Origin of the sequence: Streptococcus sp. CSL10205-OR2 (assembly GCF_025660655.1) — a bacterium.
In the GTDB taxonomy this organism is placed as follows: domain Bacteria; phylum Bacillota; class Bacilli; order Lactobacillales; family Streptococcaceae; genus Streptococcus.
Map to the genome: position 1 here is coordinate 45,705 of NZ_JAOTIN010000011.1, position 15,285 is coordinate 60,989.

At 34.5% G+C, this 15,285-nt stretch carries 15 protein-coding genes, 1 tRNA gene, 1 other RNA gene and 2 pseudogenes; 9 read left to right on the plus strand and 10 right to left on the minus strand.

Going from position 1 to position 15,285, the window contains the following annotated elements; all coding sequences use genetic code 11:
* The first annotated feature begins 2 nt into the window (after positions 1-2).
* From N7659_RS06245 to N7659_RS06260, 4 genes are all read left to right on the plus strand, one after another.
* Positions 3-2,072, plus strand: a complete 2,070-nt coding sequence (locus tag N7659_RS06245; protein WP_263276327.1) for a heavy metal translocating P-type ATPase — start codon at positions 3-5, stop codon at positions 2,070-2,072.
* 181 nt (positions 2,073-2,253) lie between these two features.
* Entirely contained in the window at positions 2,254-3,009 is a 756-nt protein-coding gene (locus N7659_RS06250; protein ID WP_263276328.1) for a class I SAM-dependent methyltransferase, read from the plus strand.
* Between the two features lie 14 nt (positions 3,010-3,023).
* A complete protein-coding gene (locus tag N7659_RS06255; protein ID WP_199568206.1) occupies positions 3,024-3,362 on the plus strand; it encodes a cupin domain-containing protein in 339 nt (112 codons plus the stop codon).
* A 1-nt stretch (position 3,363) separates the two neighbouring features.
* A complete protein-coding gene (locus N7659_RS06260) occupies positions 3,364-3,678 on the plus strand; it encodes a cupin domain-containing protein (RefSeq protein WP_263276329.1) in 315 nt (104 codons plus the stop codon).
* Positions 3,679-3,726: 48 nt separating this feature from the next.
* On the opposite strand, the gene N7659_RS06265 is transcribed toward N7659_RS06260, so the two are convergent.
* The 4 genes from N7659_RS06265 to N7659_RS06280 all read right to left on the minus strand — a co-directional run bounded on the left by N7659_RS06265 (position 3,727) and on the right by N7659_RS06280 (position 8,486).
* Complete coding sequence (locus N7659_RS06265; RefSeq protein WP_263276330.1) at positions 3,727-4,596, minus strand: CPBP family intramembrane glutamic endopeptidase; 870 nt, start codon at positions 4,594-4,596, stop codon at positions 3,727-3,729.
* 74 nt (positions 4,597-4,670) lie between these two features.
* Entirely contained in the window at positions 4,671-5,186 is a 516-nt protein-coding gene (locus N7659_RS06270; protein WP_263276331.1) for a hypothetical protein, read from the minus strand.
* 21 nt (positions 5,187-5,207) lie between these two features.
* Positions 5,208-7,031, minus strand: coding sequence for a glycerophosphodiester phosphodiesterase family protein (locus N7659_RS06275; protein ID WP_263276332.1), 1,824 nt, complete (start codon positions 7,029-7,031; stop codon positions 5,208-5,210).
* 615 nt (positions 7,032-7,646) lie between these two features.
* Positions 7,647-8,486: a C39 family peptidase gene (locus N7659_RS06280; RefSeq protein ID WP_263276333.1), complete on the minus strand. Its 840-nt coding sequence runs from the start codon at positions 8,484-8,486 to the stop codon at positions 7,647-7,649.
* A 268-nt stretch (positions 8,487-8,754) separates the two neighbouring features.
* Between N7659_RS06280 and N7659_RS06285 the strand changes: the two genes are divergently transcribed.
* The 3 genes and pseudogenes from N7659_RS06285 to N7659_RS08230 all read left to right on the plus strand — a co-directional run bounded on the left by N7659_RS06285 (position 8,755) and on the right by N7659_RS08230 (position 9,770).
* Positions 8,755-9,099, plus strand: coding sequence for a DUF4440 domain-containing protein (locus N7659_RS06285; protein WP_263276334.1), 345 nt, complete (start codon positions 8,755-8,757; stop codon positions 9,097-9,099).
* A gap of 24 nt (positions 9,100-9,123) precedes the next feature.
* Entirely contained in the window at positions 9,124-9,519 is a 396-nt protein-coding gene (locus N7659_RS06290; protein WP_263276335.1) for a bleomycin resistance protein, read from the plus strand.
* Between the two features lie 139 nt (positions 9,520-9,658).
* Positions 9,659-9,770, plus strand: a pseudogene (locus N7659_RS08230) (antitoxin).
* Positions 9,771-9,909: 139 nt separating this feature from the next.
* On the opposite strand, the gene N7659_RS06295 reads toward N7659_RS08230, so the two are convergent.
* The 4 genes from N7659_RS06295 to N7659_RS06310 all read right to left on the minus strand — a co-directional run bounded on the left by N7659_RS06295 (position 9,910) and on the right by N7659_RS06310 (position 12,442).
* The gene (locus tag N7659_RS06295) at positions 9,910-10,509 is read right to left on the minus strand and encodes a Type 1 glutamine amidotransferase-like domain-containing protein (protein ID WP_263276336.1); all 600 of its coding nucleotides are present in this window, start codon (positions 10,507-10,509) and stop codon (positions 9,910-9,912) included.
* A gap of 182 nt (positions 10,510-10,691) precedes the next feature.
* A tRNA-Lys gene (locus N7659_RS06300) sits at positions 10,692-10,764 on the minus strand.
* A gap of 1 nt (position 10,765) precedes the next feature.
* Positions 10,766-10,960, minus strand: a non-coding RNA gene (ssrS, locus tag N7659_RS06305) — 6S RNA.
* Positions 10,961-11,158: 198 nt separating this feature from the next.
* Positions 11,159-12,442: a replication-associated recombination protein A gene (locus N7659_RS06310; RefSeq protein WP_263276337.1), complete on the minus strand. Its 1,284-nt coding sequence runs from the start codon at positions 12,440-12,442 to the stop codon at positions 11,159-11,161.
* Positions 12,443-12,641: 199 nt separating this feature from the next.
* Between N7659_RS06310 and N7659_RS06315 the strand changes: the two genes are divergently transcribed.
* On the plus strand, positions 12,642-13,220 hold the full coding sequence (locus tag N7659_RS06315; RefSeq protein ID WP_263276338.1) for a TMEM175 family protein: 579 nt from the start codon (positions 12,642-12,644) through the stop codon (positions 13,218-13,220).
* A 253-nt stretch (positions 13,221-13,473) separates the two neighbouring features.
* Here N7659_RS06315 and N7659_RS06320 read toward each other — a convergent pair whose 3' ends face one another.
* Positions 13,474-13,764 (minus strand): bacteriocin immunity protein, encoded by a 291-nt coding sequence (locus N7659_RS06320; RefSeq protein ID WP_263276339.1) that lies wholly within the window; start codon positions 13,762-13,764, stop codon positions 13,474-13,476.
* A 595-nt stretch (positions 13,765-14,359) separates the two neighbouring features.
* Here N7659_RS06320 and N7659_RS06325 point away from each other — a divergent pair.
* Positions 14,360-14,875, plus strand: coding sequence for a hypothetical protein (locus N7659_RS06325; RefSeq protein WP_263276340.1), 516 nt, complete (start codon positions 14,360-14,362; stop codon positions 14,873-14,875).
* A gap of 39 nt (positions 14,876-14,914) precedes the next feature.
* On the opposite strand, the pseudogene N7659_RS06330 reads toward N7659_RS06325, so the two are convergent.
* Positions 14,915-15,285, minus strand: a pseudogene (locus N7659_RS06330) (DDE-type integrase/transposase/recombinase); the annotation flags it as partial.

Sequence of the window (15,285 nt, forward strand, 5' to 3'; positions counted from 1 at the left end):
AAATGACATTTAAAATATTGCATCAAAACAATAGTCGAATAAGGGTGAAATGCCCTTTTCTTTGTAGTTATGCTGTTAGAGAGTATCTCAAAGAATTGGCTCATCAAAATGAAGCCATTAAGATGGTTCATTTTTATCAAGACGAAAAAACCATAGCTATTACTGTGAACGAAGGCTATGCTCTTTCGTCTGCTCTTTTTTATCTAAAAAGCATTGATCAAAAACAGCTCAAAATAGCTTTAGAAAAACCCTATCAAAAAGAAGAGACCCCTTATCAAATCGTCTCAAAAGAACTTCTGCAATTTGCAGCAAGACGCTTATTTTTACCAATGCCGCTTCAATATGGTTATACGATTTACCAAGCCACTCGCTACATTAAAGAAGCCTTAAATCATTTAACCAAAAAAGAATTGACGATGGAAGTGCTTGATGGTGCCGCTATTTCGACCTCTATTCTCATGGGGCAATTTAAAACAGCCGGATCTATCATGTTTATCATGGGCTTGGGTGATCAATTAAATGATTGGTCCAATAAAAAGTCCATTGAAGATTTAGAAAATAGTTTAAATAATCGTGAACAGATGGTCTGGGTTTTAGAGGACAACCAACAAAAAGTCGAAAAACACAGCAAAGACATCAAGGAAAATGACATTGTCATTATTTCTGCTGGTAACGAATTATTGTTTGATGGTATCGTCACAGCTGGGAGTGGTATGGTCAATGAGAGTTCTCTCAATGGCGAATTTTTCCCCGTTTTTAAAACAAATGAAGATACTGTTTATTCAAACACTATTTTGGAATCTGGTGAACTTTATATCAAAGTCACTAATGCCACACTCAATTATCGTCTGCATGAACTAATGCGACTGATGAGGCAATCAGAAACAAAAAAAGGGAGTGAACAGCGAAAATTTATCAAATTGGCTGACCGTCTGGTCAAATACAATTTTTTAGGCGTCTTTCTCACCTATTTCTTGACAGGTTCCTTCCAAAAAGCCTTGTCTTTCCTACTGGTTGACTTCTCCTGTGCGTTAAAACTGTCGATTCCTGTTTCTTACCTGTCAGCCATTAAAGAGGCTGTTGATCATGACATTATCATTAAAAGTATGGACGTGGTGGAAAACTATAATGACATTGATTTGTTTGTTTTTGATAAAACAGGCACATTGACCGTCTCTGACCCTAAGGTCTTTAAAGTCATTCCTTTCCATCATTATTCTACCGAAAATGTTATCAGAATTGGCGCGTGTTTAGAAGAGCATATTCACCATCCACTTGCTACTGCCGTAGTCCAAAAAGCTGAAGAGCAGCATATTATCCATGAAGAAATGCACGGACAACTAAAACACATTGCTTCACGCGGTATCTTATCAACCATTGACGACAAGCAAGTAGCAATTGGTAGTTATCAACTAATGACTGAACAAGCGATCAAAATCACACCAGAACAAGAAGAGTTGATTGCTTCCTACCAAAAACAATACAACCTTCTCTATCTTGGTTATGATGGGCAGTTAATTGGTATTTTCTTAATTGACACCCCATTAAGAGAGGGTGCAAAAGAAATGATTGCTTACCTCCAACGTCAAGGCAAGGAAGTAGCACTCCTTACAGGAGATACTGTTGAGAGAACCCAAAATCTTATCGGAGATATCACTTTCCAATACATTAAAACCAATGTTACTCCCGAAGATAAATACGATTTTGTCAAAGAACAAATGACGATGGGTAAAAAAGTGATGATGATTGGCGATGGGTTAAATGACTCTGCTGCCATCTCACTAGCAACCATTGGTGCTGTTATGCATGATGCCGCTGATATTAGCAAACAAACCAGTGATTTAGTCCTAGCAAGCAATAAATTAGATAGCCTCTTAGACCTTGAAAATATTACTAGAGAGCTTGAAATAAGAGTTTCAAAAAATGTTAAAGAAACCATCACCATTAACAGTAGCTTAATTTTGCTAGGTGTCTTTAACCTTATCTCACCAAGTCTTCTATCCATTCTTCACAATTTAACCACTACAACGATTATCCTAAAAAGTATGAGTGGTTTCAAAAATAATGGCTAAAAACTAGCTTGTCTCTGAAAAACCTTTACAGATCTGTAAAGGTTTTTTTGTTGTCAAAAGTAAGACTCTTGAGACGATTGATTATTTTTCACTAGAGTGTTATAGTATAGATGATTATTAGACGACGATTAAGAGAGCAAAAGCTTTTAATGGCTCTCATTTAACAAAGGGGGAAAGATTATTGTCAAGTAAAGAAGTTGGACATCAATTTTTAGCACGTTTGGGAAAAAAACGATTGCGTCCTGGAGGGATTACAGCAACCAACTGGTTAATTGAACAAGGTCACTTTTCAAGTAAAAGTAAGGTTCTTGAAGTGGCTTGCAATCGAGGAACGACAGCCATCGACTTGGCACAACGATTTCATTGCCATATCACTGGTGTTGACATGGATAAAAAAGCTTTAGAAGAAGCAAAAGAAAATATTCAAAAAGCACAGTTAGAAGATTATATTACACTCATGCAAGCTAATGCGATGAAATTGCCTTTTGAAGATAATAGTTTTGACGTTGTGATCAATGAAGCCATGTTAACCATGTTAAACAATCAGGCTAAAAGTAAGGCACTTAAAGAATACCATCGTGTCTTAAAACCAGGTGGTGTCTTACTAACTCACGATGTTTCCTATGAAGACCCTAAAACTCAAGCTATCCTCAATCAACTCAGTCAAACCATCAACGTCCACGTCACACCACTGCAATTAGATGACTGGCGACGAATTATTCTTGACTCTGGTTTCTCAAAATCTGACTATACTCACGGGAAAATGACTCTCATGTCACCGTTTGGAATGATTAAAGACGAAGGACTTGTGGATAGTGTTAAAATTGTCTCTCGTGGTTTGAAAAAAGAAAACAGAGAGCAATTTCTCAACATGAGACGATTTTTCAGTAAAACCGGAAAAAACCTCTGCTATATTGCTGTTGCAAGTATCAAGTAACAAAGGAGAATAACATGTCATACATTGAAAAAATTGAAATGAGTAAAGTGCTAGACTTAAAAAATGAAGTCCCTATCGAAGAAGAGCAAATGCTCAGCAAAACCCTCGTCCAGCGAAAAGATTTAGGAATGACTCTTTTTTCTCTTGATAAGGGACAAGAAATTGGTCGCCACAGCTCTCCTGGAGATGCTATGGTCAATATACTAACTGGTGAAGCTCTTATTACCATTGGTGAAGAAAACTTTAGCGTGTCTGCTGGTGAAACCATTATCATGCCAGCCAATATACCACACAGTTTATTTGCCAAAGAAGCCTTTCAAATGTTGCTGATTGTTGTCAAACCGGAGGCTTAAAATGATTCCAAATCTTTTAGAAGCCATTAACTATCATGACCATCAAATTGCTAGTCGTCTTCTCAGTCAAAAACTAGACATCAAAGAAAAGATTGTTTTGTATGCTATGGCAAAAGGAGAAACCATTAGTAGTGAATCAAGTCCCAAGACCAAACTCATCATCGTTCTTGAAGGAAAATTAGTGTTGACCAATAAAAAAGAAAGCCAAACACTAGAAGCAAATGGTCTTGTTTCTATCCCTGCTAATCAAAACCACCACTTTAAAGCAGATGAAAATACTAAATTTTTACAATTAGAATTAGCAAGTGACAACTAACACTAGCAAAAAAGCATCTTTCTTAAGAAAGATGCTTTTTATTTTATGTTAAGCTCTTGTGTAAGCTCTATTTTTTTTCTTAATCGCACTAATCAGTAAGACCATCAAAATAATTCCTAAGAGGGAAGTAATGATACCACCTTCAAAACCAAAGCTTCCTCCTGAGATGAAATCCATCCCTTTAACTGGTGTAGCCGTGAAAATACTTTCTTTAATCGGATTTCCTGACACTAGTGAGCCATAGATGATGCCTTGTGAAAAATTCCAAACAGCATGTGCTGCTCCTACCAACCAAAAACTTTCTGTCAAGTAGTAGATTAATGAAAAAACAAGACTAGCTAGGAAAAGATTGACGATAGGCATAAAACCAATACCAGGATTTAGAGCATGAATGAGAGTAAAGAAGACAGAACTTAGTAAAATCCCTTTGACCATCCCTAACTGTTTGCCAAAATGAGGCATCAAGTAAGATCTATAAACCAATTCTTCTAATGGCCCTTGAAAACCAAACATTATTATCGCAAGAATAATGGTTGGAATAGACCCAAAGTGAAAATTAAAGCTCATGCTAACAGCACCTAGTACAACAAGAACTAAGGCAACCACTGAAATGGCTCCAAAGCCATATAACAAACCTTTTGAGATATCCTTACCAACAGTTTTAGTAAAGCCAAAATCCTTTGCTTTTAATTTAGCTACTGCTAATAGGGCAAATAGTGTTGCAAAAAATGTTAGTGCCATTTGAACAACTGAAGCCAGTGTAATCAATTGACCTTCTTGAGAAGACAATACTAGCCCTACAATCATTTGAACCACTCCTGGTATAGCAACAGAGACCACTAATACCATTAAAATGGGTATCCCAATTAGTTTTAGTGCACCATCAGCCTTAATTGCATTTATTTTACTGTGAAACATATGTTTCCTCCTTTTTCTTTTTTGTTTTAAAAATGTTAAAACCTTATTAATGAATAAAATGTGACGTTATTTTCTTAAATATCATTTTTTCTAATTCTATATAAAATAACCGCAATCCAAATAGAGATGAGAGATGGTAAGACCATAATCATCATTTGAGTCGGATTCGTCACATCAATTTTAGCCACTTGATCAGCTGCCTCCCCTTTAAATAAAGAATCGAAAGTGATTTGATAAACAGTAATATAAATCAATGACCACTGAATAATATATTCTGATAGAACGATAACACTCATCGGTATTTTCAATTTAGGGATTAACCAAACGCCAATCCAATATAAAATAATGCCCGAGATAATCGCGATACTTAAAATCAAAATGAATAAGGAAGCCACATCATTAAGCACAACACTTAACAAGGGCGTCAAAGATGCCAATAAATGGAGTGCTACAAAGTTAATTATCCCGATGGTTAGTGCCACAACAACCAATAGAAAGGCTTTAGGAATATCCATTCGTCTTTCTTTTGGTAGTCTCGTTAAAAATCCAATGCCTGCAATTAGTGCTAAAAATATGACATATATAATCATTTTATCACCCTTTCTTTTCTATCATTTGAATAAGCCCAGTTCATGAAGAATGATTTCGACATCGCTTCTTTTACTTCTGTCTTTAAGGGCTTGTTTAACGGGTTTGACATGGTCAGTAATAATCCCATCAACGTCTGAATTGACAAATTGATCAATCGACTCTTGTGTATTAACCGTCCAGACAATGACTTTTTTACCATTTTCTTTTATGGCAGCCACATGCTCATCAGTAGCTTCTCTTTCTTCCATAATCAGATAATCCCCTTTTAAATCTTTCAGATTTCCGATATTAAAGAAGTAGAGATAACCCGTTTCAATTTCTGGGTAGTTGCTTTCAGTGTATTCGATAATGTCATAATCAAGAGATAAGATAACCGCCTTATCACCAAGATTGTTTTCTTTGATTTGTTTCACCACATCATCAACCATTTGATGATCGGCACTAGCTCCTTTTAATTCAATAAATAATCCAATATTATCTTTTGAAGCGGCAATCAATTCTTCCAATGTTGGCACCTTGGCAGTAGGGGCATTTTCTTCAAATTCATTGGTTAAATCTAGCGCTTTTATCTCAGCCAGCGTCATTTCCATTGGTGTTTTATCAACACCGGCAATACGAGCATAATTTTTATCATGATTAAGAACATAATAACCATCTTTGGTTCTTTGAACATCGATTTCAGTCCATTCTGTTCCTTCAGCAATCGCATTTTCTATTCCCTCAATCGAATTTTCAACGCCCAAGTCACCACCACCTCTATGAGCAATGACATCAATATGAGGATTGATTTTAAAAATCTCGTTGAAAAACAGGGTAAACATAATAGAAGCTAGTAAGATAACAAGGGCTGTTCCTGACATAAAGACTTTAAAAGCATAACGTTGTAGGAATCCTAGTTTGACAGGTTCTTCTGAAGTTCTAATCATGCGAGACATTAATGGGGTTAAGACCACTTTATGACCATCTTCTTCATTAAATTGATAGAACAAATCTGTCAACGTATGAATGAAAAATGGGAGAACAACAGCAGTCACCATAAAGACGATAAAGGCTACTGATAAAAGGAGTAACCAGTTAAAGAAACGATAGAGTTCTGTGTTAACATTTTGTAACGTTAAGAGAACTAATAACCCAGCTCCAACAATCAAAGCGCCAATGAGTGAAATGGCTAAGAGAAAGCCAAAAAAGTTGACCATTCTCTTAAGAAATGCTTTCCAGTGGCCTAAGAATAACTGTCTAGCTTTTTTTAAGGCACCAAAAATATTATCCCCTGTGAGGGTAATATAATGAAAAGCGAAGATATGTAAAATTGTAATGAGTGTAATAACGATAACAACAGCAGTATAAAGTGCTAGATAAAGCGGTTTGCTATAAATCACCGAAGTGACAAAATTAGGAATTTTAATATTCCCGATAGAAGAAACACCCATTCCTGCCCCTGCTATTGGAACTAAAATCGTCAAGTAGAAAGCCACAAATAACCCAGCAGGGTTCAGCAAATTTCTTATCGATTGTAAGCCAATCTTTAGAAGTTGAGTACTCTTGATGTAGCCTTCTTTTTCTCTTTGTATGGTACTGAGAGCAATAAATGAGCTGACGTCAATCCCTATAATACTCACAAAGAGAATTAAACTAAGAATTAACATCCCTACACCTTGTAGACTAAACACAAAACTCAAATAATCCCCACTTGAGAGATTATCTCTACCGCTAGATGCGATTAAAAGATTGAGTAAAAAAGTATAAAGCGGGAGAATAATAACAGATAAAGCGAGCTTCGTCACAATCTGATACTTGAGATAAACCCAAAAATTGTCGCGATTTTTTGTCATGAATGATATCATAGTATTTTCCTTCTATTTTTAATTAAGTTTTGTAAGATTAGTTATCCTAGGACTTCTATTACAACACTGGCTGAGTCACAACCGTTTAACATCGCCTCCTTATGATTAAAGATATTTCAACTGCTATATTAAAAGGGTGCGTTCGTTGAACACACCCTTTGTTACTACTTAAAACTCTTTAAATAAAACGCCAAATGCCATTCAACAACGAACTTTAAAGTTCTCACTTTTCCTTTAATTTTAAATGACATATCATCTAGCAAAATGAAAGATTACAATATTCAATGGATTAAACATCAGTTGTTATTAACAACAGTTAACCCTTTAAAACTAAAATTATTTTAACTCTTTCATTCATTGTAATGTAAAATGGTAATAATTGCAAATCATTTAATTTGATTATCGAAGTTTTTTTGAAAAATATCTTTAGAATAATTATCAAATCTATTATTTAGCTAAGAAAATGAAACAATGCTGTAAAAAATACTGATCTCAACTCATTTTTGAATAATTAAAAATCTATCGCTCAAGATAATGAAAAAGGAATCACACTCATGATAACTGAGAAAGGAGATTGATACTTCCATCCTCATAGCAGGTCTTATCTTTTACGTTTTACCAAGCGTAATTAGGTTCCTCACAAATCACCATTGCTGATAATAATTCCTCTGGTGTGATGACTTTAAGCCCACCATAATAACTATCTTGAGAAACAGGGGAAGGATCAATATAATATAGTAAAGCAATGTCCTTGCCGTCTGGTGTCTCCAGATAACCCGTTCCAATCACATTATGCTCTCCTTTTTTCCCAGGATATACTTTGGATAATTCGATAGTATAATACATCGGATAGCCATCTGCGATGTTTTGGATGAGACGTTCTTTAAATAGCTTCATATCTTGTGAGTTTAGTGATGATGGCGTAACGGTTGCTAAACGATAGCCAGCTTGGTTTCCTGAAGGGTATTCATAGCCAAACAAATGCTTGTTTAAGATGCGAATCGCATCTCGATTATGAGTGCCAAAAGGCTCATAAGTGCCCATTTCTTTTGCTAGCTGGAATTGATCTACTACCACCCCTCTAGAAGACAGCATCATACTAACAGTCGTTGGCGCGCAATAATTCCAGACTTGTTGCACTTGACCCTCAACAGATAATTGATGCTTTGCACCAACAGGAATGCCTGCAATCACTTGTGGGTTTTGTGTTGCCTCTTTTTGAGAATTCTCTGGTTTATTATTCTCTGAGGGTTTCTTCTGACTTTCTTTAATGGTGACAGAGTCTGACTGACTAGGATTTTCAGTCGTCTCTTTTGTCTTCTCAAGTTTAGTTTCAACAGTTGTAGAAGCATTTACTGACTGATTTTTTTGATTGTTGTCTTTACGACAACCAAATAAACTCAGCAAAGAAAAAACAGTCGCTATGAGCACTAAGATGTTATAACTTTTTTTCATGCTAAACTCCCTCTTTTTTAAAGCAATCATCCTATCCTTCTTACTATCATTTTATCATGAAAAGACTAAATAGCGCTAATCTAATGGTAAAATACCGTTGCTGAAAATAGGTTTTGAAATGATAACTATATAGCAACTAGTAGCATGACGATTTCATTTCTCTTATCATTTATGATATAATGAAGCAACATCAAAATCATAGTTGAAGCCTTAAAACATATGATTAGATAATCATTCTAACAAGAAATAGTAGAAAAAAAGAGAGATCATGACTAAAATACCCGATATCTTAGCTTATGAACGGCGTCATTTAACGAATGACAAGAGAAAAGACCAGACTTATCTCGATGTCCTTCATCCTGACTACAAAGAATTTGGTGCCTCAGGCAGAATTTTCCATAAAAAAGATTTTGAAAAGATTGACCTGTCAGACAGTGATTACCAAATCATTGACTACAATGTTTTAGCCTTGTCTGAAACATCATACCTTGCTACTCACCAGTTGATTGATACCCTGACTGGACAAAAAACCAATCGCAGTTCTATCTGGGTTATTTATCAGGATGATTGGAAATTGTTGTTCCATCAAGGAACCGTAGTGAACGAAGACTAAACAAAAACTAGAAAAGAGTATCCTATGACACCACTAGAATACAATGATTTGATACCAGAATTGATCGTTAGCGATATTGACAAATCGAAAGATTTTTATGTGCGTTTACTCGGGTTTAGCGTTACCTATGAAAGACCCGAAGATCACTTTATTTTTTTATCCTTGGGCAAGATTCAACTCATGCTAGAAGAAGGGGGAAAAGAGGACTTAGAGTTGCTCCATTATCCCTTTGGCAGAGGAGTCAATTTTACCTTTGGTGTTGATAATATCACTGATATTTATCAACGCTTGATTGAAAACAACTACCCGATAAAAAAAGAGTTGACAACACTCCAGTTTAGAGTTGATGATCAAATGGTGACACCTAGAGAATTTTCCGTTTTAGACCCAGATGGTTACTTCATTAGAATTAGCGACTAGAGAGAATCAAGAAAATCTATCAATCAGTTGAAAAATATAAAACAAACTCTATGATTTAGTATGTAACTTTTTTAAAAAAGATATAATAATAGATAATATTAGGAAAATTTTAACGTAAAAATTTGTTATTGCAAAAATTATGGTAGAACAAAAAAGTATTAGTAAAAAAAATAGATATCAATAATAAAAAGGATATAGAAGAATTTTTTGGTGATGAAGATTTTTCGGAGTATGAGGAGTATTTCAAATAAGTAACCAAGTAAAAAAGCCTTAAAATTAAGGCTTTTTTCTTATTTGGTAGATAGACTAGAAAAATTTCTATATCTTATGTATTAAAAACAGTTTTCAATAACTTTTTATCCTAAACTGCTCCTTAATGATAGTCATATTCTATAAACTCATCTTCGTTTTTTGACCATTTTCAACCATTATAGCTTCAGAATTTGTGATAGCTTCTATATTTAATTTGGAATTTTCTTCAATGACTTTTTTAGAGCTTTCTGTGAACGGTGGACACAAATAATGAGGAACAACATAAAAATCTATCAAATTTAATCCCGTATAATCTTTTTGAGAGAAATCTTCCGGAACTGCATCCATAGGCTTGATATATGACAGTTCATTTGCACAAATAATAGCACCAGCAGATTCTCCTACATACAGTTTCCCATTTGATAACTCTTTTTTTACTAACTCATCTACTCCTGTTTTTTTCAACTGGTCAATTAAGAAAAAGGTATTTCCACCAGTAAAATATATAATATCTGCTTTCTCAAAAGTTTTATGAATATCATCAAATGATGCGGTTGAAATTTCAAGTTCAAAAATATTTGCCTTCAATTCTTTCCATAGATTTCTTGCTGAATCTACATACCCTTTATATTCTTCATTTATAGAAGCTGTTGGTATAAATACAACATTCTTTCCTTCCACTTCATTTTTTAATAAAGTTCCTACTTGTTCAAAAGCCGAACATAAAAATAATTTCATCTATTTTTCTCACCTTCTATTATAGTCTAGTTTTATTTTATCACAAAATTGAGTAATGAAATAAAATCATGTAACAAATAAGCAAGTAAACAAATTATGTTTCATGGGGACAAATGATGGGACAAATCTCTTTTAACCAAGCAAAAAAGCCTTGAAATCAAGGCTTTTTCTTGTGTGGTAGATGCCCCCTACAGGGATCGAACCTGTGACCCACGGATTAAGAGTCCGCTGCTCTGCCAGCTGAGCTAAGAAGGCAAAAAAAGCTGTATTGGTACCGTTTATTCACGGCTTGTATTGAACCCGCACGCTATACGCAGGTGGGCAACGTGTTCCCAACTTAGTTGTTTCCGCGTGAAACGGCCTACATACTGTCGGGAGATCTTTGTTTCCCTATAATACAAAAAATTAGTCGGTCAACACAGTAATGTGAATTCGTATACCACAGCATTTCTTTATCCTTATCATATCATATTTTAGGAAATTTTCAAGTTTTAGAAGCATCTCAAAGTGCTTTAGACTAGCAATATCATTAAAGATAGCCTTGTTTGAGACACTAATTTCCGAACAAAATCAAAAGGGTCATTTCTTTTTAATCTATAAATTAAAAACAAAGAAAAGCTATTTGGAACTTTCTCATTTTAAAAAACGATTATTGTGAAGAAGATTGTTTTTTTAATTTTTCAATCGCTTCTAGTCTTCCTTTTAAAGCTCTTTCATACTTTCCAGTTTCATTGCCTTCAAAATAGCTAGCTTGTTTAAGCTTATCAGGTAAATATTGCTGATTCACCCATTTTTCTGGATAATGGTGAGGGTATTTGTAATTTTGCGCATTACCCAACTCTTTACTACCACTATAATGCCCATCACGTAAATGCCTTGGGATAGGAAGATTCCCGTTTGAACGTAAGTCAGATAGTGCTTTGTCAATCGCTAGGTAAGCTGAATTGGACTTAGGTGACAAAGCCAAATCAATCACGACGTTAGCAATCAAAATCCTAGCTTCTGGAAAACCAATTTTCTGAGCCGCAGAAATAGCGGTGACAGTATGCACTTGAGCATCTGGATTGGCCAAACCAATATCCTCATAAGCAATCACCATCAAACGACGTGAAAGACTTTGAAGATCACCACTTTCAATCAATCTTGCCGCATAATGAAGACTAGCATTAACATCACTCCCACGAATCGATTTTTGAAGAGCTGACAAGACATCATAGTGCCCATCCCCATTTTTATCCATGGTAATATAACTTCTTTGCAGACTATTTTCAATAATGTCAAGCGTGATGTGACGACTCCCGTCTTCATTTGGAGAGGTTGACATCACCGCCAAATCAAGCGAATTATAGGCAGAGCGTAAATCGCCATTTGTTGCTGTTGCAATAAAATCAAGGGCATCATCATCTAATGTGACGTCAAATTCATAGCCTCTTTCCTTATCATTAAGGGCACGTTTGATGGCCTCTTTAATCTCATCATTTGACAACGATTCTAGTTCAAAAATTTGAACACGACTTCTAATAGCCGGAGTGACTGAAAAGAAAGGATTTTCTGTCGTGGCTCCAATCATGATAATCTTACCATTTTCAAGGAGTGGCAAAAGAAAATCCTGTTTGGTCTTATCAAGGCGGTGAATTTCATCTAGTAGTAAGACAAGCCCACCAGAAAACTTAGCTTCTTCTGCTAATTCTTGCAGACGTTTTTTAGTGTCCACCGTCGCATTAAACGTACGAAAAGCATATTTTGTTGTTCCAGCAATGGCACTAGCAATGGATGTTTTTCCGATACCTGGCGGGCCATATAAAATCATGGAAGATAGCATATTAGCCGCAACCATCCGTTGAATAATTTTTCCTTCTCCCACCAAATGCTTTTGACCAATCACTTCTGAAATATCTCTTGGTCTCATCCGCAAAGCTAAATTGTTTGGCATAATCTTTTCCTTTCTCTTGCTATCACTTCTTTATACTGATTATACCACAAGACCAAAAAGATGAAGTGAAAACACGGCTCTTTAAGCACAGTCACATCTAGTCTAAAAATAATGACACTATGATATAATAACTATAATAATCATTTCTAACAATAATCAAGTTATTAAGAACAACCATCAAAATCAAAGGAGATCTCACATGACAAGTTCACGATTAGAAGCCTTTAGTGACGGTATTTTAGCGATTGTTATCACCGTTATGGTTATTGGATTAAAAGTGCCAGAAACAGACACACTACGCTCTTTACTAACGACTGTTCCTGGGTTACTGGCCTACGTTTTAAGTTTTGTCTATGTCGCTATCTACTGGAATAACCATCACAATTTAATGATTAGTATCACAAGAGTCAATGGTCGTATCCTTTGGATTAATAATTTCTGGCTATTTTTTGTTTCTCTCATCCCATGGTCTACCGATTGGGTGAGCCGTTTTTACACTAGCACACTGCCAGTAATGGTTTATGGTGTTGTTCTCTTTTTTACAGCCATATCCTACTTTATGCTCCAAAACCAAATCATCAAATATAGTGATCACTCAAAAATTATTAAACGTATCATCGGCAAAGACCTAAAAGGAAAAGCATCAACAGCTATTTACATCTTCTCCATTCTCATTACACCATTTTCTGTCTTTCTTGCAGAACTAGGCTATATTGTCGTTGCTGCCATCTGGTTTATCCCAGATAATCGCTTTGAAAAAGCCTTAGGAGATAAGTAAATTGATTAAAATACAAAAAAGCACCTTTAGGTGCTTTTTTTATTTTTAGGATTTAGATTCCTATAAATTGAATCATATGAGTAAAATATTTACCACTACTAGGAAGCAAATAGTGGAGGAGTGTATCATTATAGGAATCTAGAAATATTCTACTCCTTTTGATTTTAGTTGTCAAATAATTTTATATATCCAACAAAAACTGTGTTAAATAGCATAATCATTAATTTTTAAGGAGCACAAGTTGCTAAAAATATCACCTCATATTAGCGATAGACATGGCAAGCATTTTTAAAAAACTCTCTTTTCCTCTTATTTTTGCTAATTCTTTTTGACCGAGCAACATAAAGTCTACGACACTCTGAGGTGCTTTGTATTTATTAGTCATTAAATGGAGTGATACCTCATGAGCAAGCCTAGCAATGATGGCATCATCTTGATTTTTTTGATACTCAGCAAAAGCTTTTAAAAAAATGGTATAAAGAGGCTTATCTTTTTTAACGTCAACATCATTTAAGATAGCCGTAAAATATTTCTCATATGTCATGCTATTGTTAAACTCCTATTATTTCGAATAAAATCGTTCATCATTATTATACCACTAAATTCTTTTAAAAAAGATAAGCATCTACGCAATTATGGGTGAGTGAAGACCTATCTATATATTATATCTTAAATTTAACTTCTCTAATAACTTATTATTTTTTGTAAATATTTTTCTTAATTTAGCATAAAGTACTAGATTTTCTTTCTTTTTTAAAATCATTGACCTATTCGCTTCGATTTTACCACACATCAGTTTATCTATTCAACGATTTTGAAAATTTTGTTTTAAATTATCGCAAATTTCTTTAAAAATTTTATATAATACTATGTAATAGTTATAAATCTCTAAAAAATTACTTGAATTGAATTTTTAAAGAACATAACAAAATATTTTAAGTTTTTTCTCAAATTTCTATAGTTTTTAAAACAAAAAAATGATATAATTCACATAATGAAATTTAATATATTAACTGTATAAAAACATTTTTAAGATTTATTTTTTAAAATTATATAATTATATCGTGAATCATTTTATTTCATAAGCAATAATGTGCAATGTCTGAACCACACTAAAAGCTGATAAGGAGATTTATATTATGAAAAAATTATTTGCTTTAGGATTAGTGATTTTTTCAGTCGCAACACTAACTGCCTGTTCTTCAAGTGACACAAAAAACGAAAGCGCACCTGCTGAAGACAAAGTAGAACAAACAACAGAAGCGAAAAAAGATGATAAGAAAACTTATCAAATTGGTGATGCAATTACATTTGATAAAGAGGCTATCATAACTATTAAAGGCACTAATTTCACCGATGAAAGAAATCAATTTGATGAAAGCAATCCAGATAGAGTTTTAACAATTACTTACGATGTTGAAAACCTATCTGATGATGATTATGTTATCGGATCAGAAATTTCATTGTATGTTGATGGTAAAAAAATGGATACATATCCTGTTAACAACACAATAAATACCATTTCAGCAGGACGTTCATATGAAAATGCTACTGCTTCTTTTGGTGTTTTTGGAGAAGGAGAAATGGAATTAGAAGTTGAACCTTCGTGGAGTTTTACTGCAAAACCACAAATCGTTAAATTAGACGTTCAATAAAAGAAAACAAAAAAGCCACATTGTGTGGCTTTTTTTCGTTTTGCGTGACATAGAAACTCTCATGCCTTTCTTTCTTAAGAAGCGATGATAAACATCATGCTGGTATTGCCAACCTTGGTCACTGTGTAAGATGGTGCCAGAGTAACAGTCATCCGGAAATGCTTCTTCTAACATCCTTTTCACTTGATTTAAATTTGGCGATTTTGACAGGTTGTAAGCAATAATCTCACTGTTAAAACCATCAAGGACAGGAGACAAATAAAGCTTTTGATCACTAGCCGGGATCGCAAATTCAGTGACATCTGTATAACACTTCTTAAGAGGCTGTGACGCTTCAAATGAGCGATTAATCAGATTAGCGGCTTTCTTGCCAACCTCACCTTTGTAAGAAGAATACTGACGCTTGCGAC

Bases quoted from the DNA above. Each gene is read 5' to 3' on its own strand.
- N7659_RS06245 (WP_263276327.1), top strand. From the start codon at position 3: ATGACATTTAAAATATTGCATCAAAACAATAGTCGAATAAGGGTGAAA.
- N7659_RS06255 (WP_199568206.1), top strand. From the start codon at position 3,024: ATGTCATACATTGAAAAAATTGAAATGAGTAAAGTGCTAGACTTAAAA.
- N7659_RS06260 (WP_263276329.1), top strand. From the start codon at position 3,364: ATGATTCCAAATCTTTTAGAAGCCATTAACTATCATGACCATCAAATT.
- N7659_RS06265 (WP_263276330.1), bottom strand. From the start codon at position 4,596: ATGTTTCACAGTAAAATAAATGCAATTAAGGCTGATGGTGCACTAAAA.
- N7659_RS06270 (WP_263276331.1), bottom strand. From the start codon at position 5,186: ATGATTATATATGTCATATTTTTAGCACTAATTGCAGGCATTGGATTT.
- N7659_RS06275 (WP_263276332.1), bottom strand. From the start codon at position 7,031: ATGATATCATTCATGACAAAAAATCGCGACAATTTTTGGGTTTATCTC.
- N7659_RS06280 (WP_263276333.1), bottom strand. From the start codon at position 8,486: ATGAAAAAAAGTTATAACATCTTAGTGCTCATAGCGACTGTTTTTTCT.
- N7659_RS06285 (WP_263276334.1), top strand. From the start codon at position 8,755: ATGACTAAAATACCCGATATCTTAGCTTATGAACGGCGTCATTTAACG.
- N7659_RS06290 (WP_263276335.1), top strand. From the start codon at position 9,124: ATGACACCACTAGAATACAATGATTTGATACCAGAATTGATCGTTAGC.
- N7659_RS06295 (WP_263276336.1), bottom strand. From the start codon at position 10,509: ATGAAATTATTTTTATGTTCGGCTTTTGAACAAGTAGGAACTTTATTA.
- N7659_RS06310 (WP_263276337.1), bottom strand. From the start codon at position 12,442: ATGCCAAACAATTTAGCTTTGCGGATGAGACCAAGAGATATTTCAGAA.
- N7659_RS06315 (WP_263276338.1), top strand. From the start codon at position 12,642: ATGACAAGTTCACGATTAGAAGCCTTTAGTGACGGTATTTTAGCGATT.
- N7659_RS06320 (WP_263276339.1), bottom strand. From the start codon at position 13,764: ATGACATATGAGAAATATTTTACGGCTATCTTAAATGATGTTGACGTT.
- N7659_RS06325 (WP_263276340.1), top strand. From the start codon at position 14,360: ATGAAAAAATTATTTGCTTTAGGATTAGTGATTTTTTCAGTCGCAACA.